A 22079-nucleotide genomic window follows, 5' to 3' on the forward strand; every position below is an offset into this window, starting at 1 on the left:
TCCGCCGTGACGCCGGGTGTAACGGAGCCCGGTCGTGGATCCCCCGCTCACGTGGATACAATATGAACCATGATTCCGGAACTGAGAAGTGTGGGGCTGGACTTCGCCCGTTGGCAGGACGCACTGGAGGCCGCCTACGGCACGGGTGCCCTGAGGGTGACCGGAGAGGTCCGCGACGGTCAGGTGCTCCAGTACGACGATCCGAGCGGTGCCCGACTGGTCATTCTCGCGGTTCCCCCGTACGGTTCCTTCGCCAGCTTCAGTGGCGGCAGCCAGACCAGTGCCCACCTGTCGATGATCAACGACATCATCGGGCTCGTCGACGTCGTCGCCGACTCGCCCCTGCTGCAGATCGGCGCCCAGGAGGCACCGGTCCTGTCCACCCTCACCGCGACTGTCGCCCAGGGTGCGATGCTCGCCGACGAAGGCGAACTGCGCTACCAGCCCGTCGAGCTCACCGCGCTGGCCGCCCAGGTCGGTGTCTACCGCACCCGGGACGAGGCCGCCCGGGCAGGCATCCTGTCGGTCGGTCAGGTCGAGTCCACCGGTGCACAGGCCCTGAACTCCGGTTCCGTGGCACCGCACGCCGGCGCCACGATCACTGTCGAGGTCACCGCTGCGGAACGTCGGACCACCGCCTTGACCGGCCAGCCCTTCTGGGCCTGCACGGTGAGCGCCCCCTTCGACTTCACCGTCGTCGTTCCCGCCGACCCGGACTCCACCGAGGCCGACACCCCCGCCCCCGGCACCATCCTCTCCGGCGACGTCCAGTTCACCCTGACTGCCGTGGACCCGGCGTCCTGCGGCGGCGGTTGCGGGGACGACGGCTGCGGCTGTGGAGGCTCATGTGGCTAGAGGTGGCCTACCGGCCACCGTTCTCCTCTCCGTCGGGTCGGTGGTCACGGCACTGCTGCTCGCCTACGGATTCGGGTACCCCGGCGCTCTCACCGGCGCCGCCCTGGTCGCGGTCACCGCGATCGTCGTCTTCCGCCGCGACTCGGACCGGGAACTCCACGCGCTGCGTTGCTCGATCGAGCACTCGGCGTCCGACATCTCCCGTGTCCTGCACCAGTGGCACGAGTTCCACCATTCCGGTGCACCCGAGCACGTCCGCGACCGGACGCACCACCGACCCCGGCTGCTCAACCCCGACTGCGGGGTGGACAGCGTACGCCGGTTCCACCACGCCGCCCGGTCCTCCGAGAAGTTCCTCCACGGACTGCCGTCGAGAATCCACGGCACGACCACCGTCGCCGCGTTGACCACCCTGCTCCACGACACCGACCGTCACGCTGCCAGCCTCGACGCGCTGTGGCAGCGCGCGCGGCGGGAGTCCGGCACCCCCGATATCAGTTGAGGACGGGCAGGTCCGCTGTCTCCACCGTGCCTCGGAAGAGAAGCTGGGAGGGGCCGCGCAGCTCCGAGCTGTCGGCGGTGACCGTCACCTGTACCTCACCGCCGGGGATACACACCCGCACCAGCCCGGCGTCCTCCCCGGTCGAGCGCAGTGCCGCCACCGCAGCGGCGACGGTCCCGGTCCCGCAGGACAGTGTCTCCCCCACACCCCGCTCGTGGACACGCATGTGCACCACGCCGTCGACCGGCGGAGTGACGAGTTCCAGGTTCACACCCGCCGGAAAGACGGCGGGATCCCATTCCGGGAGCACCTCCACCGGCAGCCCCGACAGTGCTTCCGGGCTCAGCCCCGGAACAACACAGGCCAGATGCGGGTTACCCATGTCCACGGCAGTGCCGTGGTAGGTGTCGCCGGCCAGTGTGGCGGAGGAGTCTCCGGACACCACCGGGGCGCCCATGTCCACACTGACATCGGCGGTGGATCCGGCGACGGCGTGGACGGTGAGCTCGCGGCGTCCGGCCCGGGTGCCGATGACGGCATGGTCTCCCTCGAGGAGACCGAGGTCGTGGAGTACATGGCCGAAGACCCGCACCCCGTTGCCGCACATCTCGGCCAGGGAACCGTCGGCGTTGCGGTAGTCCATGAACCAGTCATCGTCGGCGACACCCTCCGGAACTCCGTCGATGACGCCGGCTGCCACGAGTGCACCGGTGGCGGCGATCCGGATCACACCGTCGCCGCCGATTCCCCGGTGGCGGTCCGCCAGACCACGGACCAGCTCAGGGGTGAGGTCCACATCCACACCCGTGTCCGGGAGGATGACGAAGTCGTTGCCGGTGCCGTGTCCCTTGAGGAAGTCGAGTGTGCTCATGGTGCCCGAGTCTACGTCGCCGCACCCCGGGTGGCCTGCGCGGCCTCGGTGGCCGTCCGCAGTGCCTCACCGGCCGGGTCAGCGCCGGAGGCGGCGATCCAGCGGATCCGCGGATCACGGCGGAACCACGCGCGCTGCCGCTTCGCGTAGCGACGGGTGCCGGTGACCGTGGCCTCCACCGCCTCGTCGAAGGTCAGTTCCCCGGCGAGATGGTCGAGCATCTGGGCGTAGCCGATGGCCTGACCGGCGGTCGAGTCACGGCGCAGTCCGTGGTCCACCAACCCGCGGACCTCGTCGAGCAGGCCGGCGTCCACCATGGTCGCCACCCGCTGTTCGAGCCGGGGGTTGAGCCAGTCGGCGTCGGCCTGCAGGCCGAGCAGCAGTGCGTCCCACCGCGTGGGCCGGTCCTTCGGCGGCTGTGAGGCGGCGAAAGGCCTCCCGGTCAGTTCGATGACCTCCAGGGCACGGACGGTACGGCGGGGGTCGCGGCGCTCGATGATCTGCGCGGCGGCCGGATCCTGCCGGGCTAGTTCGTCGTGCAGGGCCTCCACCCCGATGCGCTCCAGTTCAGCCTCCCACCGCGCCCGGACCTGTGGATCGGTCGGCGGCAGGTCCCAGGCGTCGAACAGTGCCTGGACGTACATCATCGAACCGCCGACCACGACGGGGGTGCGTCCGCGGCCACGGATCTCCTCGACAACGGCGACGGCGGCGTCCCGGTAGGTGGCGACGGAGGCGGCGTCGGTGACGTCCAGGACATCGAAGAGGTGGTGCGGGATGCCCCTGCGTGCGTCCACCGGGAGCTTCGCGGTGCCGATATCCATGCCGCGGTAGAGCTGCATCGAGTCGATGTTGACGACCTCACCGTCGAGCACCTCGGCCAGGGCGAGGGAGATCTCGGACTTGCCGGCGCCGGTGGGTCCGACGACCGCGACCGGACTGGGCAGATGTGCGGGGACTGGTGAGGTCATGGCACCGACTGTACAAAGCGGAGGGGCAAACCCTGTCCGCAGGGTGGTTTCGGTCCTCTGACATAATCGGTGGAGGTATTCCTGCCGTCTCAGACAACTCTCCCCGTGGAGGTTCTTCACCATGACCACTCCGAAGCCCGGACCCCGACCGACCCCCGGTGCCATGCCCGGCGCCCAGGCCGGATCCGTCAGTCGGACACCCGCCGCGACCCCGGTGGCCGCTGCCCCGGTCGAGCCGAGCGATCCCACGCGCTTCGGCCGGATCGACGCGGACAATGTGGTGTGGGTGACAACCGCAGGGGGCGAGCGCCGCGTCGGTGAGTGGCAGGCCGGATCCCCCGAGGAGGGTCTGGCGCACTTCGGACGCCGCTTCGACGACCTCGTCGGTGAGGTTGCACTGCTGACCGCCAGGCTCGGGAGCCACCCGGCCGAGGCGGTGCGCATCGGTCAGGACGCCACCGCACTGCGTGAGTCCCTGCCGACCGCCGCAGTCGTCGGTGACCTCGACGACCTGGACCGGCAGCTGGGGTCACTCGTCGACCGCGCCGGTCTCGTCGCCGCCGAAGAGGCGGAGAAGGCCCAGGCGCGCAAGGCCGCCGCCGGTGACCGTAAGGAGGAACTCATCGCCGAGGTCGAGCTTCTCGGCACCGGGGCGGACACCGACTGGCGCGCCGCCGGAGACCGGCTGCACGCCGTCCTCGACGAATGGAAGGCACTGCCGCGGACCACCCGGTCGGTCGATGACGCGCTGTGGAAGCGGTTCGGTGCCGCCCGCAACGCCTTCCATGAGCGCCGCACCGCCCACTTCGACGACCTTGACCGCGCCCGTGACCGGGTCCGCCGCGTCAAGGAGGACATCGTCGCCCGCGCCGAAGCCGTCCAGCATTCCACGGACTGGGGCGCCACGGCCCGCATCTACCGCGACCTCATGACCGAGTGGAAGGCCGCCGGCCGTGCCCACCGTGCCGAGGACGACCGGCTGTGGGCTCAGTTCCGTGCCGCACAGGACGTCTTCTTCAACGCCCGCAACGCAGACAACGAGCGCAAGGACGCGGAGTTCGAGAAGAACGCGACCGCCAAACAGGCCCTGCTCGACGAGTACGATTCCCGCATCGATCCCGCGGCGGACCTGGACCGCGCCCGCACCCTGCTGCGCGAGCTCGAAGACAGGTGGGATGCGATCGGTTTCGTTCCGCGTGGCCGCGTCGCGGAGTTCGACGCGAAGATCGGGGCCCTGGAGTCCCGGGTGACCGACTACGCCGACGCACAGTGGAAGGCCACCGACCCTGAGGTACAGGCGCGCATCGACCAGTTCCGGGCGAAGGTCACCGACCTCACCGAGGCCGCTGAGGCGGCGGAGAAGGCGGGCAAGACCACGAAGGCCGCCGAGCTCAGGGCTCAGGCGGCACAGTGGTCGGAGTGGGCGGACGCCGCGGCCGGCGCCGTGGAGAACTGATTCTCTCCCCGTGGCCCGGTCCCCGGGGGATCACTCTTCGTCGGACCCCTGGTGAGCGTCCGTGTCGGCACCCTGGTCCGACTCCCCCGGCTGCTTGTCGCGCGCTTCACGGGCACGTCGGCGGGCGGCTACCCGGGCCCGACGGTCATCGACATCCGTGGTGCGCGGCACAGCCGGCATACCGACCCGCAGCCGCTGCTGGGCTGCCAGTGACTCCTCGTCCTTGTCCGCGGCCTCGCGTCGTCGGGGTGTTGATCGCTGACTGGACCGCAGTCCGCCGGAAGACCCGGGTGGACAGGGCGATGACGATGATGAGTAGTCCGAGTCCGGTGAGCCAGAGACCGATACCGGGGCCGGATCCCGGCTCGTCCGGGCCACGGGTGTTGCGCATCCCCACCGCGAGGAAGCAGTAGAAGACGCCGATCCCGCAGACCACCCAGTTCACCCAGCCGACGATCGTCGCCCTGGAGATGAGGGTGGCTGCCGTCAGCAGAATGCCACCGACGAACGCGAGCCAGACGAAGATCCGCTCGGGCATGGTGGTGAGGAACTGATCGGACCGGTCGCTGAACAGCAGGACATCGTATCCGCGGACCTCACCGGAGTGAGGCAGGAAAAAGGCGATGACCACGAGCAGGACGCCGATGATCAGCGGCACCGTCGCCGAGCCGAGGATGATCGTCCCGGCGGCCCGCCGCTCGGCGCGCGCGAGATCGCCACCGGCCTCCTCCGCCAGGGAATCCACCCGCGCATTGATCGCCTCGGTGCGGCGACGCTGCCGCTCCTCCAGGGACGGGGTCCCCTCCTTGGTCACGTCACTCACAGCCGCAGGCTCCTTCGTTGGTTGAACAGCACGCATCCCCGACGGTACCCGTGACCGGGACAGGGGGCGCTCCGATTGTCGGCAGGCCGAGTCCGACACCCACCGGGGCGGTGGTCGGGGTCTTCCCGGTCTCCGCCATGTCCCCGGCACGGGTGCGCCGGTGGGACAGGACACCGTCGTCGGCGGTGAGGAAATGCGGGGCGGCGCCGGTGACGGCGACCTCCACGACATCACCGGGACGGATCTGATCCGCGAGTCCGCCAGGGGTGAAGTGCACCAGACGTCCGTCGCGGGCGCGCCCGGTCATCCTTCGTGTGCGGTCGTTCTTGCGTCCGCCACCGGCCTGGACGAGCAGTTCAACGGTGCCTCCGATCTGCTTCGCGTTCTCCTCGCCGCTGATCCGCTCCTGGAGTTCCTCGAGACGCTCGTAGCGGTCCTGGACGACGGCCTTGGGCACCTGGTTGTCCAGCTCGGCGGCCGGGGTACCGGGACGCGGCGAATACTGGAAGGTGTAGGCGCTGGTGAAACGGGACTCCTCGACGACGCGCAGCGTCTCCTGGAAGTCCTCCTCGGTCTCTCCGGGGAAGCCGACGATGATGTCGGTGGTGATCGCGGCGTCCGGCAGCCGTTCCCGGACCTTGTCGAGGATGCCGAGGAATCTCTTCGACCGGTAGGACCGGCGCATGTCCTTGAGCACCTTGTCGGAGCCCGACTGCAGCGGCATGTGCAGCTGCGGGCAGACGACCGGGGTCTCCGCCATCGCGTCGATGACGTCGTCGGTGAACTCGGCAGGGTGCGGGCTGGTGAAACGGAGCCGCTCGAGACCCTCGATCTCCCCGCAGGCGCGCAGCAGCTTCGAAAAGGCGCTGCGGTCGCGTTCCAGTGAGGGATCCGAGAAGTGGACGCCGTAGGCGTTGACGTTCTGGCCCAGCAGGGTCACCTCGGTGACACCCTGGTCGACCAACGCCCGGACCTCAGCGAGGATGTCGCCGGGACGACGGTCCTGCTCTGTGCCACGCAGGGAGGGCACGATACAGAAGGTGCAGGTGTTGTTGCAGCCCACGGACACGCTCACCCAGCCGGCATAGGCGGACTCGCGCTTGGCGGGCAACACCGAGGGGAACTGCTCGAGGGCGTCGACGATCTCGACCTCGGCCCGGGCGTTGTGGGCGCTACGTGACAGCAGGGTCGGCAGGGAGCCCATGTTGTGGGTGCCGAAGACGACGTCGACCCACGGGGCGCGGGAGACGACGGCGTCCTTGTCCTTCTGGGCCATGCAGCCGCCCACGGCGATCTGCATCCCGGGGTGGGAGGCCTTGACCTTCTTGAGCTGACCGAGGGTGCCGTAGAGACGGTTGTCGGCGTTCTCGCGGACCGCACAGGTGTTGAAGACGATCACGTCCGGGGTGTCGCCCTCCCCCACAGGCACGTAGTCACTGTCCTCCAGCAGACCGGAGAGTCGCTCGGAGTCGTGGACGTTCATCTGGCAGCCGAAGGTACGGACCTCGTACGTGCGGGCAGGGGCGTCCGGCGTCTGGACCGCCGGAGTCACCGGCGCATGAGCGTTCTGGTAGTCAACCACGTCAGCACATTCTAGTGCAGCGGAGCTCAGGTACCGAACGGGTGGACCGACGGTGAACACCACCGTCTGCAGCCACCGGTTCCGGTGTTTCACCACCGTTAAATCTGGTGCGCCGAATCACATTCCACCCCGATAGCAGTAGGCTGCAACTATGACAGCAACAGAGAATGCCAACAGCATGATCCGCCTCACCGGGGTGAACAAGTATTTCGGCGACTACCACGCGTTGACGGATATCGACCTGGACATACCCGCCGGTCAGGTTGTCGTCCTCCTCGGACCGTCAGGATCCGGCAAGTCGACCCTGTGCCGCACGATCAACCGCCTGGAGACCATCGACTCCGGTGAGGTCTACATCGACGGCGTTCTCCTGCCGGAGGAGGGCAAGGACCTGGCAGCACTGCGTTCCGAGGTCGGAATGTGTTTCCAGCAGTTCAACCTCTTCAGCCACATGACGATCCTCGACAACGTCACCCTGGCCCCGATGAAGGTCCGCGGCATGTCCAGGAAGGACGCCGAGGAGGAGGCCCACGCCCTGCTCCGCCGGGTCGGTATCGACGCCCAGGCCGACAAGTACCCCGCCCAGCTGTCCGGTGGTCAGCAGCAGCGTGTGGCCATCGCCCGGTCCCTGGCCATGCGCCCGAAGGTCATGCTCTTCGACGAGCCGACCTCCGCACTCGACCCGGAGATGATCAACGAGGTCCTCGACGTCATGGCCTCACTGGCTGCCGAGGGCATGACCATGGTGTGTGTCACCCACGAGATGGGCTTCGCGAAGAAGGTCGCCAACCGCGTGCTCTTCCTCGCCGACGGCAAGATCGTCGAGGACTCCACCCCGGACAAGTTCTTCACCGACCCGGAGAGCGACCGGGCGAAGGACTTCCTCGCGAAGATCCTCGGCCACTAGGAGAGGTGCAGATGAGTACACGCAGATTCCTCCGCAGAGTGACCGCCGCGGTCGTTGCGACGGCCGGTGCCCTGGCACTGGCGTCCTGCGGCTCCACCGAGGCCCGGTCGCTGCTCGACGACATCGAGAGCGGCCACGTCACCCTCGGCACCAAGTTCGACCAACCGGGGCTCGGTGAACGTACCCCGGACAAGGAGTTCATCGGTGTCGACACCGATGTCTCCCGCTACGTCGTCAACTACATCGCCGACAAGAACGGCTGGGACCACCCGGACATCACCTGGCGTGAGACCCCGTCTTCACAGCGCGAGACACTGATCAACAACGGCGAGGTCAACATGATCGCCGCCACCTACTCGATCAACGCCGGACGCTACAAGGCCGTCGACTTCGGCGGGCCCTACCTGGTCACCCACCAGGCTCTGCTCGTCCGCGGCGACGCCGGCATCAGCAGCCTGCAGGACATCGCCGACGGAACCCGGCTCTGCTCGGTCTCCGGCTCCACTCCGGCGCAGAAGATCAAGGATGCGCTGCCGAAGGTGCAGCTCCAGGAGTTCGACACCTACGCCGCCTGCGCCGAGGGCGTGAAGCAGGGCGTGGTGGACGCACTCACGACGGACGCCACGATCCTCGCCGGCTTCGCCGAGCGCTACAAGGAGCGCTACGGCGACGATTTCAAGGTCGTGGAGCTGAAGAACGAGGACGGCTCCTACTGGACCGACGAGAACTACGGTGTCGGACTGCCCAAGGGTGACGGCGCCGACCGGGACGCGGTCAACGAGGCTCTCACCGACATGTGGGAGTCCGGCGAGTTCCGGAAGATCATCGACGAGTACCTCGGCGAGGACTTCGATCCCGGTGACATGCCGGACATCGGAGACCTCTCGTTCCTGGACGAGAGCTAGAAAGGGAGGTGGCGTAACCAATGAGTTCCGAACTCTGGGCCGATATGGGCCCACAACTGTGGTCGGCGTTCTGGATGACGATCAAACTGACCGTCGTCTCGGGCATCGGTGCCCTGATCCTGGGCACGATCCTCACCGCCATGCGTGTCTGCCCGGTGGGCATCCTGCGCACCGTGGCCACGGCATACATCAACATTGTCCGTAACACCCCGCTGACACTGATCATGCTGCTGGTGTCGCTGGGACTGTACTACCAGATGAATCTTCTGCTGGCCTCGAACTCGAGCACGTCGTTCATCGTGGACCAGAACTTCCGCCTGGCCGTGCTGGCCTTCGTGGCATACACCTCGACCTTCGTGGCTGAGTCGCTCCGGTCCGGCATCAACACCATCCCCTTCGGCCAGGCCGAGGCGGCCCGTTCACTGGGGCTGACCTTCATGCAGAACTTCCGCTACGTGATCTTCCCCCAGGCGGTGCGCGGTTCGATCGTGCCACTGGGCAACACCCTCATCGCCCTGACGAAGAACACCACCATCGCCTCGGTGATCGGTGTCTCCGAGGCATCCCTGCTGATGAAGACGATGCAGGAAAACTACGCCAGTGACCTGTATGCCATCTTCGTCATCATCGCTGTCGGATTCATGATTCTCACCCTGCCCACCGGACTCTTCTTCGGCTGGGCGGGCAAACGATGGGCGGTGAAGCGCTGATGTCCACCACCCGCGCAACAGTTCTCTACGATGCTCCCGGCCCGAAGGCGGTCCGGATCAACCGGATTCTCACCGTCATCGTCGCTCTCCTCCTCCTCGCCATCCTGGCGTCGGTCCTGTTCGTCCTCGGTGACAAAGGCCAACTCGACGCCGACAAGTGGAACATCTTCCTCTACGGCAACACCTGGACAACCTACATCCTCCCGGGCCTGTGGGCCACGGTGAAGGCCGCGGTCCTGTCCATCATCCTCGCTCTCATCGTCGGTGCCGTGCTCGGTATCGGACGCCTGTCGACCCACCGGTCGATCCGGTGGATCTGCTCGGTCATCGTCGAGGTCTTCCGCTCCATCCCTGTGCTGGTGCTGATGCTCTTCGCCTACGCACTGTTCAGCGAGTACGCGCTGTTCCCCTCGTCTCAACTGGGCTTCGCCGCCGTGGTCTTCGGTCTGACGATGTACAACGGCTCGGTCATCGCCGAGACGCTGCGTTCCGGTATCGAGTCCCTGCCCAAGGGCCAGTCCGAGGCCGCCTTCGCCCTGGGCCTGTCATGGGGTCAGACGATGCGCAAGATCCTGCTGCCGCAGGCGGTGGCCGCGATGATGCCGGCCATCATCTCGCAGATGGTCATCGCGCTGAAGGACTCTGCCCTCGGTTACGCCATCGGCTTCGTCGAGGTCGTCCGCTCCGGCCGTCAGCTCGGCGAGTACTACGGTGCACTGTTCCCGTCGCTCCTGGTGGTCGCCGCCATCATGATCATCATCAACTTCGGTCTGACGAAGCTGGCCGAGCGTATCGAGCGTCAGCTCCGCGCCGGTCGTGCCCGTCGCAACCCGGTCGCCAAGGTCCCCCACCAGCCGGACCGTCAGGGTCTGGAGACCAAGGACGAGGCCCTGGTCGACTGGCACGATCCCTCGCACAAGGATCTGCGCGGCACCTTCGAATAAGGGATGTCAGTCAACCGCCCAGTTCGCTGATCCTGGCGTCCAGGGCGGCACGGGCTGCGTCCATACCGGCTCCGGCGGGGAATCCCCGGCGGGCAGCGACGCCGACGATGCGCCGCAGTGCCTTCTCGTACTCCGCCCGGTCCGCGGGAACGGTCTTCACCGTTGCCGCTTTCTTCGTCACCAGGGCCTGCAGGATATCCTGCTGGTCCTCCTCGGTGACCTGACCGAGGGCGTCCTCGATGATGGCCGACGCCACCCCCTTGTCCCGCAGTTCGCGACGCAGCACCGACACAGACTTCTTCTGGTTGTGCTGGCGCTGCCGGACCCACTCATGGGCGAAGCGTTCGTCGTCGAGCATGCCGTTGTCCAGGCAGCGGCTGACAACCGTATCCACCAGCCGGGGGTCCTCCCCCTCCTCCAGCGCCTCAGTGAGCCGGCGGCGCAGTTCCGCCTCCGAGCGGTCCCGGTGGTTGATCAGCCGGGTGGCCTTGGCGACCAGAGGGGCGAGTGCCTTCTCCAGCTCGCGGTCGACAATCGGCTCCACCTGACCCTGGCCGACCTCGGAAACCGCCTGCCGTAGCCGGTCCATCAGCTCCGGGTCCGGCTTCCCCGGCTTCTCCCCGGTCACGGTCTAGTCGTCGTCCTCGTCGTCGAAGGTCGGCACCACGTCGATCGGGGCATCGGCCGGATCCATGTCCATACCGGGCACGTCCATCGGGGTATCCTCCTCCGCGGAGGCGTCCGCCTTGGCGTAGGGGCCGACCTTGAGAGCGCGCATGATGCCGTCCTCGATCTCGACAGAAAGCTCCGGACTCTCCTTGAGGAATTCGCGGGCCTTCTCCTTGCCCTGGCCGAGCTGGTCACCCTTGTAGGTGTACCAGGAGCCGGACTTCTTGATCAGGCCGTTCTCCACGCCGAGATCGATGATCGATCCCTCGCGGGAAATGCCCTCACCGTAGACGATGTCGAACTCGGCGATCTTGAACGGCGGGGAGACCTTGTTCTTGACGATCTTCATCTTGGTGCGGTTGCCCACCGCGTCCTGACCGTCCTTGAGGGTCTGGATGCGGCGGACGTCGCAACGGACCGACGCATAGAACTTCAGGGCCTTACCACCGGTCGTCGTCTCCGGGGAACCGAACATGACGCCGATCTTCTCGCGGAGCTGGTTGATGAAGATCGCGGTGGTGCCGGTCTGGCTGAGCGCACCGGTCATCTTGCGCAGCGCCTGGCTCATGAGCCGGGCCTGCAGACCGACGTGGCTGTCGCCCATGTCCCCCTCGATCTCGGCCTTCGGGGTCAGTGCGGCGACTGAATCGACGACGATGATCGAGATCGCACCGGAGCGGACCAGCATGTCGGCGATCTCCAGGGCCTGTTCACCGGTGTCCGGCTGGGAGACCAGCAGGTTGTCGGTATCCACACCCAGCTTCTTGGCGTACTCGGGGTCCAGGGCATGCTCGGCATCGATGAAGGCGGCGATACCGCCGGCCTTCTGTGCCTCGGCGATGGCATGGAGCGCCACGGTGGTCTTACCTGAGGACTCCGGGCCGTAGATCTCCACGACACGGCCGCGGGGGAAGCCGCCGATGCCGAGGGCGACGTTGATGGCGATGTTTCCGCTGGGGATGACCTGGATCGGCGGGCGCTCGTCATCGCCCAGGCGCATCACGGCACCCTTGCCGTAGTCCTTCTCGATCTGGGCCATCGCCAGGTCGAGCGCCTTCTGCCGGTCGGCGCCTGCCCCGCCCGGGCCCTTCTTCTTTGCAGCCATGGTTCTCTCCTTCACGTGTGTACGGGCTCAGACCCTGCGGACTGTCCCGGGACAGGCCCGGTTGACCTGCCCCACTGTTCTAAGACTCCGCAGAGCCCTCCGTGGTTCACCACAGTTGTACCGTCACCACCGGACCACCTGAGACAGTACACGAACACCCATTCGAATGTCACTCATCTTCGCCGAGCCGGCGTTCCTCCGGGACATCGAAGTCGTCACACAGTGCCCACCACAGCTCACGGAGGTCGTGACCCTGCTCGATGAGCTGGGCCGATGTCGCCCCGAGACCCGAGAGGACATGGGACCCCGCAATCCAGGATCCGAAGGAGTCGCCGAACTCCCCTGCGACCAACCGGTCGAATTCTGTGCGACGCATGACCACCACGCTAACAGAGCACCGCACACCCCTCCGCCGCGTCCCCGCGTTACCTCGGACACCGTTGCTTGAACACCGTACAGTCGGCAGACTAGACTCCTTCGCATGTCGAACAGAATTCCCGTCGCGCGCACGTCACGGACTGTCAGTGCCGCCGATATCGCGGTCATCGCCGCCTTCGCCGCCCTGATCATCGTCCTCGGTGCGGTCTCGATCCCCGTCGGCAGTGCCGCTGTGCCGATCGTCCTGCAGAACATGGGGGTCCTCATGGCCGGCATGATTCTCGGCTGGCGCCGCGGCAGCCTCGCGGTCCTGCTCTTCCTCGGCGTCGGTTTCCTCGGCGTCCCGAACATGGCGGGCTGGACCCCCGCCCTGACCTCGGTCTCCGGCCCGACCGTGGGCTACCTCGTCGGCTACGCCATCACCGGCATCCTCGTCGGTGCCCTCTGCGAACTCGCCCCGCGCCGCCCGCAGTGGCTGCAGGTCACCTGGTTCATCGTCGCCGGAGCCATCTGCGTCGGTGTCCAGTATCTGTCCGGTTCCGTCGGTCTGATGCTCCGCACCGACATGGACTTCGGCGCCGCCCTGGTCTCCAACGGCCCGTTCATCCCCGGAGACGCCGCCAAGGTCGTCGTCGCTGCGCTGGTCTCCGCCGCGGTCCTGCGTGCGGTACCCGACCTGCGTCGCGACCGCCGGTCCCGTACCTCCGCCACCGACCGGGACCCCGAACTCCCCGCAGCAACGGTCGCCTGATGCCCACCCTCTCCTCACCTGTCACCTTCACCGACGCCGGCGTCACCGTCGACAACCAGGTCCTTCTGCACCCCGTGAGCTGCACACTGGGCGAACAGCGCATCAGCATCATCGGGGCCAACGGCTCCGGAAAATCCACCTTCATCCGGATGATCAACGGCCTGACCACCGCCACCACCGGACAGGTCACGGTCGACGGTCTCGATGTCACGAAAAAGGGCCGGAAGGTCCGCCAACGCGTCGGATTCCTCTTCTCCGACCCGGACAACCAGATCATCATGCCCACCGTCGCCGAGGACGTCGCGTTCTCACTGCGGGGCACCGGGCTGAACCGCGCTCAGACCGCGGATGCGGTCGCTGAAGCACTCGCGTCGGTCGGGCTCTCGGGCAAGGAAGACCAGTCCCCGCACCTGTTGTCCGGAGGTGAGAAGCAGATGCTCGCCCTCGCGTCCGTGACAGCACTCGAACCCGCCGTCATCGTCGCCGACGAGCCCACCGGCCTGCTCGACCTCGTCAACCGTAACCGGCTGCGTCGCCGCTTCGACGCGCTGACCCAGCAGCTCATCGTCGTCACCCACGACCTGGAACTCGCAGCGGACGCCGACCGTACCCTGTGCATCGACGACGGCCGGATCATCGACGACGGCTCCCCCGCCGAGGTCATCAGCGGTTACATCGACCGGATGGAACGGCGGGCACTGCTGTGATCAGTCCCTCCCGCGTCCCCCTGGGGCTCTACGTCCCGGGCACCAGCATCGTCCACCGTGCAGGGCCGGGTATCAAGATGCTTGTCCTGGCGGTTTTCCTCGTCACCACGGCGATCGTCGTGAAATCCTGGCCGGCGGCGGTCGGCTGCCTCGTCGCGGTCGTCCTCGTGACCACTGTGATGGCGCGGGTACCGCTGCGGGCACTGCTGCGACAGCTGACCCTGGTCCTGCCGATCCTGCTGGCGGTGGGTCTGCTGCTGTGGTGGCGCACGACCGGTGAGAAGGCACTGACCACCGTGCTCGTGCTCCTGGCGTCCATCTCCGCGGCACTGCTCGTCACGTTGACGACACGCGTGGCGGCGATGATGGACTCCTTCGGGAAGGGACTGCGTCCCTTCGCCCGGTTCGGGCTGCCGGTCGACCAGATCAGCCTGGCGCTGACCCTCACCCTCCGGTTGATCCCCCTGCAGGTCCAGATGGTCGGAGAGGTCCTGGACGCGAGAAAGGCCCGCGGATCGCGGTCCGCGGGCCTCTCCCCGGTCGCTTTCGGCGTCCCCGTCATCGTGCGGACGATCCTGCGGGCCCGGGGCGTCGCTGACGCCCTGCGGGCCCGTGGTGCCGCGGACTGACGGCTACTCGCCGCGCAGCTGCCGCATCTTCTCGGCGACGGCGTCCGCGCTGACGTTCTGCGCGGTGGGCTGCTCCGCGTCAGTCTGGGACTGACCGATGGCCTGCTGGTCATTGCCCTCCACGGCGGCCGGCTGGTTCATCTCGGCGCGCAGCTGCTCGAGGCGGGAATGGCCGGCCATCTGGACGCCGGCCTGCTGGACCTCGGCCATGCGACCCTGGACGGAGTTCTGGGCGAGCTCGGCCTGGCCGAGGGCGTTGGAGTAGCGGCGCTCGATCTTGTCCCGCACCTGGTCGAGGTTCGGGGTGCTGCCACCGGCGACCTGGTCCATGGTCTGGAGAGACTCGGCGACCTTCTCCTGCATCTTCGCCTGCTCCAGCTGGCTGAGCAGCTTGGTGCGCTCGGCGGCCTTCTGCTGCAGCTGCATGGAATTGCGCTCGACGGCCTTCTTGGCCTGGTCCGCCTGCTGCAGAGCCTGGTCGTGGAGGGTCTTGAGGTCCTCGACAGACTGCTCGGCGGTGACCAGCTGGGCAGCGAATGCCTCGGCGGCGTTCTCGTACTCGGTCGCCTTCTGGTTGTCCCCACCGGCCCGTGCCTGGTCAGCCAGGGTCAGAGCCTGCCTGGTATTGGCCTGCAGCTTCTCGACCTCCGCGAGCTGACGGTTCAGCTTCATCTCGATCTGGCGCTGGTTGCCGATCACCGCAGCGGCCTGCTTGGAAAGCTCCCGGTGCTGGTTCTGGGCCTCCTGGATGGCCTGCTCGATCTGCACCTTCGGGTCGGCGTTCTCCTCGATCTTCGAGTCGAACAGGGCCATGAGGTACTTCCACCCCTTGGTGAACGGGTTAGCCATGGGTTGCAACGTCTCCTTTGACGGGGATTTCACCAGCGATAACGCGCCGAGTATATCAGTGCGACTGACCGGCCTGTGCGGACTGGGCGTGGTCCATCCCGGCGGCCAGCTCTGCGGCGGCGACATCGAAGGCCATCATCTCCGCAGCCTCCAGGATCAACCGGGACACATTCACGCCGAGTGCGTGGCAGATGCTCGCGAGCAGTTCCGAGGACACTTCCTTGCGTCCACGCTCCAGCTCGGAGAGATACCCCGGGCTGACGTTCGCGGCGACCGCGAGATCACGCAACGTCCGTCGGGCGTCCTCACGGAACGCCCGGAGCGTGGTCCCCAGCGCCTCACGCAGCAGCGGTTCAGCGACGGTCGGGACGACCGGGGTGGTCGTGACTTCATGGACATCGTTGACGGTGGCACCGGCCCGCAGATCCGGGTGCCTGGGCTCGAGAAGTGTCGTGTGGTTTGCCATCACTATCTCCAACGGACGGTGGAGCGGTTATGTTCCCGCGAGTTTACCCGGCATGCCGGCCACCGCACCATGAAGGGCTCACAGCGGATCCGCTGCACGGTCCGCCACCGCCGCACACACCAGTTCCAGGGCGCGGCGCACGGTGTGACGACGGATCGCGTCCCGGATCCCGGAACCCGCGTCGACCAGGGCATGCCAGCCGTCATCCAGGGCGGTGACCCGCGGTTCCCCACCGTCGAGGTCCCGGCACCAGACACCGAGCCACACCTCGCCGACAGGATGACCGTCCTGGCTGTCGGGTCCGGCCACCCCCGTCACCCCGACGCCCAGATCGGCGTCACAGTGCTGCGCGGCTCCCCGTGCGAGTTGTCCGGCGACCGTAGGGTCCACCGGGCCCTGTCGGTCCAGCAGGGCGTCGTCCACCCCCGCCAGCGAGTGTTTGAGGTCGGTGGCGTAGACCACCAGGCCCCCGCGCAGCACATTCGATGCTCCGGGAACGTCAGCGACGGTCCCAGCGAGAAGACCTGCGGTCAGTGATTCGGCGGTGGCGAGGGTGAGCCCAGCCGCCCGGCACAACGTCACCACCCGCGTAGCGGCACCGGCCGTCTCCTCCCCCGCCCCGGACGCCGGCACCGTCATCGTCGGTCAGTTCTCCGGACGGTTCCGGGAGTCCAGCAGGTACTGGACACCGGTGATCACGGTGACCGCCACAGCCAGGAGGATCAGCGGGACGGTGATCCAGTCGGTCCAGTCCGACAGCGGGGCGATGACCATCGCGACGGCGAAGGTCTGGAGGACGGTCTTGAGCTTGCCGCCCTTGGATGCCGGAACGACCTTGCCACGGCGTGCCAGTGCCATGCGCCAGAACGTGATGCCCAGCTCACGGATGACGATGACGATCGTCACCCACCACCACAGGTCACCGAGGATGTTGAGGGAGATCATGGCCGAGATCATCAGCGCCTTGTCGGCGATCGGATCAGCAAGCTTGCCGTAGTCGGTGATCACCTCGTAGCGGCGGGCCAGGAACCCGTCGAGCTGGTCGGTGCCCATGAGCACGCAGAACGCGACCAGGGCCCACCACCGCAGTGGTGTGTCCAGCTCGCGGGAGCCGTCGAGCGGACCGGCTGCGATGAGCAGCCACACGAACACCGGGATAAGGAGGATCCTGACCGTGGTCAGGACGTTCGGCACGTTGTACCTGTGCACGGCCTTCCCCACGGTCGACCGCTTCTCTCTCCGGGAGGGTCGCCCGCCATGCTGCGTCTGTCGCTCTGTCTCCTGCACGCCCCTCACACTACCCGTCCGCCCGTGAGGTGGGCGTGGCGAGGGCACCCGTGCAGGTCGTCAGTCCTCGTGTGCGGGCTTCGCCGCCCCGGCATCCTCGAGGACGTGCCGTTCCGGACGTTCCACCACGGCGTTGCGGGACTTGATGAGACTGGCCACGACGGTGATCACCAGCACGCTGACGATCACAAGGAGAGAGGCGCTGGTGGAGATATCCGGCGCCCCGTGGATGCCTTCGCCGCCGTTGATGAACGGAAGGTTGTTCTCGTGGAGGGCATGGAGGACCATCTTCACACCGATGAAGGCCAGGATGACGCCCAGACCGTAGGGGAGGTAGACCAGTCGCTCCAGCAGACCCCCGAGCAGGAAGTACATCTGGCGCAGGCCGAGCAGCGACAGGGCGTTGGTCGTGAAGACGATGTACGGCTCCTGGGTGATGCCGTAGATCGCGGGAATCGAGTCCAGGGCGAACATCACGTCGGTGAGCCCGATGGCCACCAGGCAGACAGCCAACGGGGTCAGCATGATTCTTCCGGCCCGACGCAGCGTCAGCTTGTCGGACTCATAGCCCTCGGAGACCGGGATGACCTTCCGGATGAACTTGATGATCTTCATGTCGTTCGGGTCGGTCTCCGGGACGTCCCTGACCTCGTCCAGCACGGTCTTCGCCGCGATGATCAGCAGGAAGAGTCCGAAGAGGTAGAACACATCCGACCAGGCCTCGATGATCGCGGCGCCCATGGCGATGAACAGACCACGGAACACCAGGGACAGTGCGATACCGATGAGCAGCACCTTCTGCTGGTACTTGGGCGGCACCTTGAACGAGCCCATGATCAGGGCGAAGACGAAGAGATTGTCGACACTCAGCGCCTTCTCCGTGACATAGCCGGAGAAGAACTCCATGCCGTGCGCGTGCGGGTCACCCGGCTCACCCCAGGTCACCCAGAGGAAGACGCCGAAGGCGACGGACAGAAGGACGTAGAACAGGGTCCAGAATCCGGATTCCTTCATCGACGGGGCATGCGGTGTGCGGACATGCGAGTAGAAATCGAAGATGAAGAACCCGGCGATCACCGCGATAGTGATGATCCAGGTGAGAGCGTTGACTTCCATGACGGAATATCCTCCGGTCGCGACAGTTCGTTGACCGGAGGTCTCCCCCACCACGGTGCACCCTCACGCGGGGCGGTCCGTGGCCGACACGACCGGGTGGACGCCACACCCACTACGGAGCAGACGGACGGTGACCACCGTGTTGACGATCTGTGTCGCGGGCGGGGTACTCCCCTCCATGACAAGAAGCGAGTCTAGCAGAGCCACCCCCGGAACCCACCGGGGGTGAAGCCTCTCAGAACACCCCGCCGGTGCCCGAGGCATCCGCCCGGACCACACGGACCGCGGGGTCATCCGACCCGGCGTCGGGGGCGGAACCGGAGTCAGTCTCCACCGCAGCGGTACCGTCCGCGGCGTCCTGCCCGTCGAACAGTTCCTTCGGCGCGTCGGCCGGGTCAGCACCCTTGATCATCCAGATGACAGTATCCAGCTCCTCCGGTTTCACCAGGACCTCGCGGGCCTTCGATCCCTCGGACGGGCCGACGACACCACGGGTCTCCATGAGGTCCATGAGACGACCCGCCTTGGCGAAACCGATGCGCAGCTTGCGCTGCAGCATCGACGTCGAGCCGAACTGACTGCTGACCACGAGCTCCACAGCCTGGATCAGATCCTCGAGATCGTCACCGATGTCGGCGTCGATCTCCTTCTTCGCCTCGACGGACTTGTCTTCGGTGACACCGTCGGTGTACTCCGGATCAGCCTGCTCCTTCGCCGCGTCCACCACGGCCTGAACCTCCTCGTCGGTGACGAAGGCACCCTGCAGGCGCTTCGGCTTGTTCGCCCCCTGCGGGATGAACAGGCCGTCGCCCATACCGATGAGTTTCTCGGCGCCGCCCTGGTCCAGGATGACGCGGGAGTCGGTGAGCGAGGACGTCGCGAAGGCGAGGCGCGAGGGCACGTTCGTCTTGATCAGACCGGTGACCACGTCCACGGAGGGGCGCTGCGTCGCGAGCACCAGGTGAATACCGGCGGCGCGGGCCTTCTGGGTGATACGGACGATCGAGTCCTCGATCTCCTTCGGGGCGGTCATCATCAGGTCGGCAAGCTCGTCGACGACACAGACGATGTAGGGGTAGGGACGGTACTCGCGCTCGGAGCCGGCCGGGGTCTCGAGCTCACCGGAGATGATCTTGCGGTTGAAGTCCTTGATGTGGCGCACTCGCGCGGACTTCATGTCCAGGTACCGCTGCTCCATCTCCTCGACCAGCCAGGTCAGCGCGGACGCGGCCTTCTTCGGCTGGGTGATGATCGGGGTGATCAGGTGCGGGATGCCCTCATAGGGGGTCAGCTCCACCATCTTCGGGTCGACGAGGATGAGGCGGACCTCCTCCGGAGTGGCCCGGGTGAGGATCGAGACCAGCAGCGAGTTCACGAAAGCCGACTTGCCGGAACCGGTGGAACCGGCCACGAGCAGGTGCGGCATCTTCTGGATCGAGTGGGCGACCATGTCACCTTCGATGTCCTTGCCCAGACCGATGACCATCGGGTCGGGGTCCTGGGCGACAGACGGGGCGTTGAGCACGTCGCCGAGCCGGACCATCTCGCGGTCGGTGTTCGGAACCTCGATACCGACCGCCGACTTCCCCGGGATCGGGGTGAGCAGGCGGACATTGTCGGTCGCGGCAGCGTAGGCGATGTTGGACTGCAGGTTGGTGATCTTGGAGACCTTCACGCCCGGGCCGAGCTCCACCTCGTAGCGGGTGACTGTCGGGCCACGGGAGAATCCGGTGACCTGTGCGTCCACCTTGAACTCCGTGAAGACCTCGGTGATCGCGGCGATCATCCGGTCGTTGGCGGCGCTGTGGGTCTTCGGCGCGTCGCCGGGGACGAGCAGTTCCGTCGACGAAGGCAGGATGTAGTCGTCCTCGGACGCGGAACGCGCCGGCGCCCCGGACGCCGCTGCAGGATCCGCAGCCGCCGGACGTCGGGTGGCGACCTCTGCGGCGTCGACCCCCGAACGGGCGGCGATACGCCGACGGGCCTCCTCCATGGCGGCAGAGGGACGCGACGCCGGGGCGGGTTCAGCGACCGGAGCCGGGACAGGCGCGGCCTGCGCGACCTCGACCTCGTCGGTGCCGTAGTCGTCGTAGCCGACGTCGTGGTTGTCGTCGACCGGCGCCGAGGCCTGCGGGACCGGGGCGTCGTACTCGGGATCACTCAGCGGGGCGTCCCCGAGGTACTCGGTCTCCGCCGACGCGAGGGTCTCGTCGACCGGGTAGTTGTCCATGGGGCTGCCGGCCGAAGGAACCTCCGGCGCGGCGGGCGTGACAGGCGATGCCGGGGCAGGACGCTCCGGGTGCGCGAAGTTCCGGGCGGCGGGCCGCGGCCGACGCACCGGGGTGCGGTCGACCGGGCGGGCATCGCTCCGGTACCCGTCGTGGTCGGGCATCGGCCCCTCGTCGAACGGGTCATCCTCGGCGTCGTAGTCGTCATAGGCGTAGTCCTCACGGCGTGCGGACCGCGCACCGCGTGAGACACCCAGCCAGGAGGTCACCGAGCGGTAGAGCTGCGCGACCGTCATTCCGGTGAGCTGCAGTGCACCGTAGACGATGATCAGCAGCAGCAGCGGAACGGCCAGGAACGCGCTGAAGCCGACGGCCATCGGGCTGCCGACGACGTTGCCGACCATGCCACCGGCCGTGGCACGACCCTCCACGTCGTCCGGCTGCCCGGCGAGAATGTGGAAGACCGCGAGGACGCCGACGACGATGAGCGCCAGTCCGATCCCCAGACGCACCCGGGAACGCTGTGTCACCTCGACGCCGACCATGAACACCCAGCCGGCGCCGAGGAGCAGCACCGGGACAGCGTAAGCACCGGCACCGATGAGCCAGGTCAGGGCAAAGGCCACGCCGGAGCCGACTGCGCCGCCGATCCCGAACCACAGGGCCGCAGCGAGGATCACGGCCAGCGCAAGGCTGACGAAGGCGGGGCCATCGTAATTACGGCCGATCAGCACCTTTTCCGGACCTTCAGCGGCTTCTGCCGCCGCTGCAGCATCTGCAGCGTCGTCTGGCGCGCTCAGACCACGTGCCGCAGCACGGTCCATCACCGTGGTGGGGACGGCATCCTGCGGGCCGGCCTGACTGTCCTCGGCCGCACGACGACGGGAGCTCGACTTCCGGCCGGCCGGGCGGGCGTCCTCCGCATCGCGCGACGATGAGCGGTCGTCCGGGTGGGCGGAACCTCCGGAGCGTCGAGAGGACTTCTTCCGTGCAGGGGTCCCCCTGGCGGGGGCGTCGTCGACGACGTCCATCACCAGGTCGTCATCGGGATCCCCCTGGAGGGATACCTTGCGGGCCAGACCGCCGAGGCCGCGCGCGGCGCCACCGAACATCGAGCCGAGTGAGGACCCGACCACGCCGAAGGCGCCGGAGGTGCGCTCGAAGTCGCTCGTGTCGTAGCTCGGAGTGCGCCGCGTCGGACGCGAAGACGGGGAGGTACGGCCGGTACGGCCGGTACGGCCGGTACGGCCAGACCGGCCGGACCCACCGGGGCGTCCGGAGGACCCGGAGGACCCGGAGTTGGCGGAACTCCGGGAGGTCCTGGTGGACCGCGACGTCGAGGTACTGCTGCGGCTGGTCGTAGGCATG

Annotated in this window: 23 protein-coding genes; 10 read left to right on the top strand and 13 right to left on the bottom strand. The window is 67.3% G+C overall.

Going from position 1 to position 22079, the window contains the following annotated elements:
- Window positions 1–69: 69 nt before the first annotated feature.
- Together ACZ9GM_RS05620 and ACZ9GM_RS05625 are read left to right on the top strand one after the other, a co-directional pair.
- Complete coding sequence (locus ACZ9GM_RS05620) at window positions 70–855, top strand: hypothetical protein (protein ID WP_476037374.1); 786 nt, start codon at window positions 70–72, stop codon at window positions 853–855.
- The gene (locus tag ACZ9GM_RS05625; RefSeq protein ID WP_291476563.1) at window positions 848–1357 is read left to right on the top strand and encodes a hypothetical protein; all 510 of its coding nucleotides are present in this window, start codon (window positions 848–850) and stop codon (window positions 1355–1357) included. The genes ACZ9GM_RS05620 and ACZ9GM_RS05625 overlap by 8 nt, the downstream gene beginning before the upstream one ends.
- Here ACZ9GM_RS05625 and dapF read toward each other — a convergent pair.
- Entirely contained in the window at window positions 1350–2228 is an 879-nt protein-coding gene (gene dapF / locus ACZ9GM_RS05630) for a diaminopimelate epimerase (RefSeq protein ID WP_291476564.1), read from the bottom strand. The two genes, ACZ9GM_RS05625 and dapF, sit on opposite strands and share 8 nt — an antisense overlap.
- An 11-nt stretch (window positions 2229–2239) precedes the next feature.
- A complete protein-coding gene (gene miaA, locus ACZ9GM_RS05635; protein WP_291476566.1) occupies window positions 2240–3199 on the bottom strand; it encodes a tRNA (adenosine(37)-N6)-dimethylallyltransferase MiaA in 960 nt (319 codons plus the stop codon).
- 121 nt (window positions 3200–3320) lie between these two features.
- Here miaA and ACZ9GM_RS05640 point away from each other — a divergent pair, with 121 nt between their 5' ends.
- A complete protein-coding gene (locus tag ACZ9GM_RS05640) occupies window positions 3321–4655 on the top strand; it encodes a DUF349 domain-containing protein (RefSeq protein WP_476037375.1) in 1335 nt (444 codons plus the stop codon).
- Between the two features lie 145 nt (window positions 4656–4800).
- Here ACZ9GM_RS05640 and ACZ9GM_RS05645 read toward each other — a convergent pair whose 3' ends face one another.
- Both ACZ9GM_RS05645 and miaB read right to left on the bottom strand, forming a co-directional pair.
- On the bottom strand, window positions 4801–5478 hold the full coding sequence (locus tag ACZ9GM_RS05645) for an Rv2732c family membrane protein (protein ID WP_476037376.1): 678 nt from the start codon (window positions 5476–5478) through the stop codon (window positions 4801–4803).
- Complete coding sequence (gene miaB, locus ACZ9GM_RS05650) at window positions 5471–6961, bottom strand: tRNA (N6-isopentenyl adenosine(37)-C2)-methylthiotransferase MiaB (RefSeq protein ID WP_476038313.1); 1491 nt, start codon at window positions 6959–6961, stop codon at window positions 5471–5473. Before miaB ends, ACZ9GM_RS05645 begins: the two co-directional genes overlap by 8 nt.
- Window positions 6962–7238: 277 nt before the next feature.
- Between miaB and ACZ9GM_RS05655 the strand changes: the two genes are divergently transcribed.
- The 4 genes from ACZ9GM_RS05655 to ACZ9GM_RS05670 are packed head-to-tail and all read left to right on the top strand — an operon-like array spanning window position 7239 to window position 10526.
- The gene (locus ACZ9GM_RS05655; protein WP_476038314.1) at window positions 7239–7967 is read left to right on the top strand and encodes an amino acid ABC transporter ATP-binding protein; all 729 of its coding nucleotides are present in this window, start codon (window positions 7239–7241) and stop codon (window positions 7965–7967) included.
- A gap of 11 nt (window positions 7968–7978) precedes the next feature.
- A complete protein-coding gene (locus ACZ9GM_RS05660) occupies window positions 7979–8872 on the top strand; it encodes a glutamate ABC transporter substrate-binding protein (protein WP_476037377.1) in 894 nt (297 codons plus the stop codon).
- 20 nt (window positions 8873–8892) lie between these two features.
- A complete protein-coding gene (locus ACZ9GM_RS05665; RefSeq protein WP_291476572.1) occupies window positions 8893–9582 on the top strand; it encodes an amino acid ABC transporter permease in 690 nt (229 codons plus the stop codon).
- Window positions 9582–10526 carry an amino acid ABC transporter permease gene (locus ACZ9GM_RS05670; RefSeq protein WP_291476573.1) on the top strand — a complete coding sequence of 315 codons (945 nt, stop codon included), beginning with the start codon at window positions 9582–9584 and terminating at the stop codon, window positions 10524–10526. The genes ACZ9GM_RS05665 and ACZ9GM_RS05670 overlap by 1 nt, the downstream gene beginning before the upstream one ends.
- A 10-nt stretch (window positions 10527–10536) precedes the next feature.
- Here ACZ9GM_RS05670 and ACZ9GM_RS05675 read toward each other — a convergent pair whose 3' ends face one another.
- The 3 genes from ACZ9GM_RS05675 to ACZ9GM_RS05685 form a co-directional block, all read right to left on the bottom strand.
- Window positions 10537–11154 (bottom strand): regulatory protein RecX, encoded by a 618-nt coding sequence (locus tag ACZ9GM_RS05675; protein ID WP_476037378.1) that lies wholly within the window; start codon window positions 11152–11154, stop codon window positions 10537–10539.
- 3 nt (window positions 11155–11157) lie between these two features.
- Entirely contained in the window at window positions 11158–12300 is a 1143-nt protein-coding gene (recA, locus tag ACZ9GM_RS05680) for a recombinase RecA (protein WP_476037379.1), read from the bottom strand.
- Between the two features lie 169 nt (window positions 12301–12469).
- Entirely contained in the window at window positions 12470–12676 is a 207-nt protein-coding gene (locus tag ACZ9GM_RS05685; protein WP_291476577.1) for a DUF3046 domain-containing protein, read from the bottom strand.
- A gap of 105 nt (window positions 12677–12781) precedes the next feature.
- On the opposite strand from ACZ9GM_RS05685, the gene ACZ9GM_RS05690 reads away from it, so the two are divergent.
- The 3 genes from ACZ9GM_RS05690 to ACZ9GM_RS05700 are packed head-to-tail and all read left to right on the top strand — an operon-like array spanning window position 12782 to window position 14765.
- Window positions 12782–13429, top strand: coding sequence for a biotin transporter BioY (locus ACZ9GM_RS05690; RefSeq protein ID WP_476037380.1), 648 nt, complete (start codon window positions 12782–12784; stop codon window positions 13427–13429).
- A complete protein-coding gene (locus ACZ9GM_RS05695; protein WP_291476581.1) occupies window positions 13429–14136 on the top strand; it encodes an energy-coupling factor ABC transporter ATP-binding protein in 708 nt (235 codons plus the stop codon). Before ACZ9GM_RS05690 ends, ACZ9GM_RS05695 begins: the two co-directional genes overlap by 1 nt.
- Entirely contained in the window at window positions 14133–14765 is a 633-nt protein-coding gene (locus ACZ9GM_RS05700) for an energy-coupling factor transporter transmembrane component T family protein (protein ID WP_476037381.1), read from the top strand. The genes ACZ9GM_RS05695 and ACZ9GM_RS05700 overlap by 4 nt, the downstream gene beginning before the upstream one ends.
- Window positions 14766–14768: 3 nt before the next feature.
- Here the strand turns inward: ACZ9GM_RS05700 and ACZ9GM_RS05705 are convergent, their stop codons facing one another.
- The 6 genes from ACZ9GM_RS05705 to ACZ9GM_RS05730 all read right to left on the bottom strand — a co-directional run bounded on the left by ACZ9GM_RS05705 (window position 14769) and on the right by ACZ9GM_RS05730 (window position 22078).
- On the bottom strand, window positions 14769–15614 hold the full coding sequence (locus ACZ9GM_RS05705; protein ID WP_291476584.1) for a PspA/IM30 family protein: 846 nt from the start codon (window positions 15612–15614) through the stop codon (window positions 14769–14771).
- 55 nt (window positions 15615–15669) lie between these two features.
- On the bottom strand, window positions 15670–16080 hold the full coding sequence (locus ACZ9GM_RS05710; protein ID WP_476037382.1) for a helix-turn-helix domain-containing protein: 411 nt from the start codon (window positions 16078–16080) through the stop codon (window positions 15670–15672).
- Window positions 16081–16158: 78 nt separating this feature from the next.
- A complete protein-coding gene (locus ACZ9GM_RS05715) occupies window positions 16159–16719 on the bottom strand; it encodes a CinA family protein (protein WP_476037384.1) in 561 nt (186 codons plus the stop codon).
- Window positions 16720–16725: 6 nt separating this feature from the next.
- Entirely contained in the window at window positions 16726–17376 is a 651-nt protein-coding gene (gene pgsA / locus ACZ9GM_RS05720; protein WP_476037386.1) for a CDP-diacylglycerol--glycerol-3-phosphate 3-phosphatidyltransferase, read from the bottom strand.
- 51 nt (window positions 17377–17427) lie between these two features.
- Window positions 17428–18483, bottom strand: coding sequence for a TerC family protein (locus tag ACZ9GM_RS05725; protein WP_476037387.1), 1056 nt, complete (start codon window positions 18481–18483; stop codon window positions 17428–17430).
- Between the two features lie 235 nt (window positions 18484–18718).
- The gene (locus ACZ9GM_RS05730; RefSeq protein WP_476037388.1) at window positions 18719–22078 is read right to left on the bottom strand and encodes an FtsK/SpoIIIE family DNA translocase; all 3360 of its coding nucleotides are present in this window, start codon (window positions 22076–22078) and stop codon (window positions 18719–18721) included.
- Between the last annotated feature and the right edge of the window lies 1 nt (window position 22079).

It is taken from the genome of Corynebacterium sp. UD i78 (genome assembly GCF_056280545.1).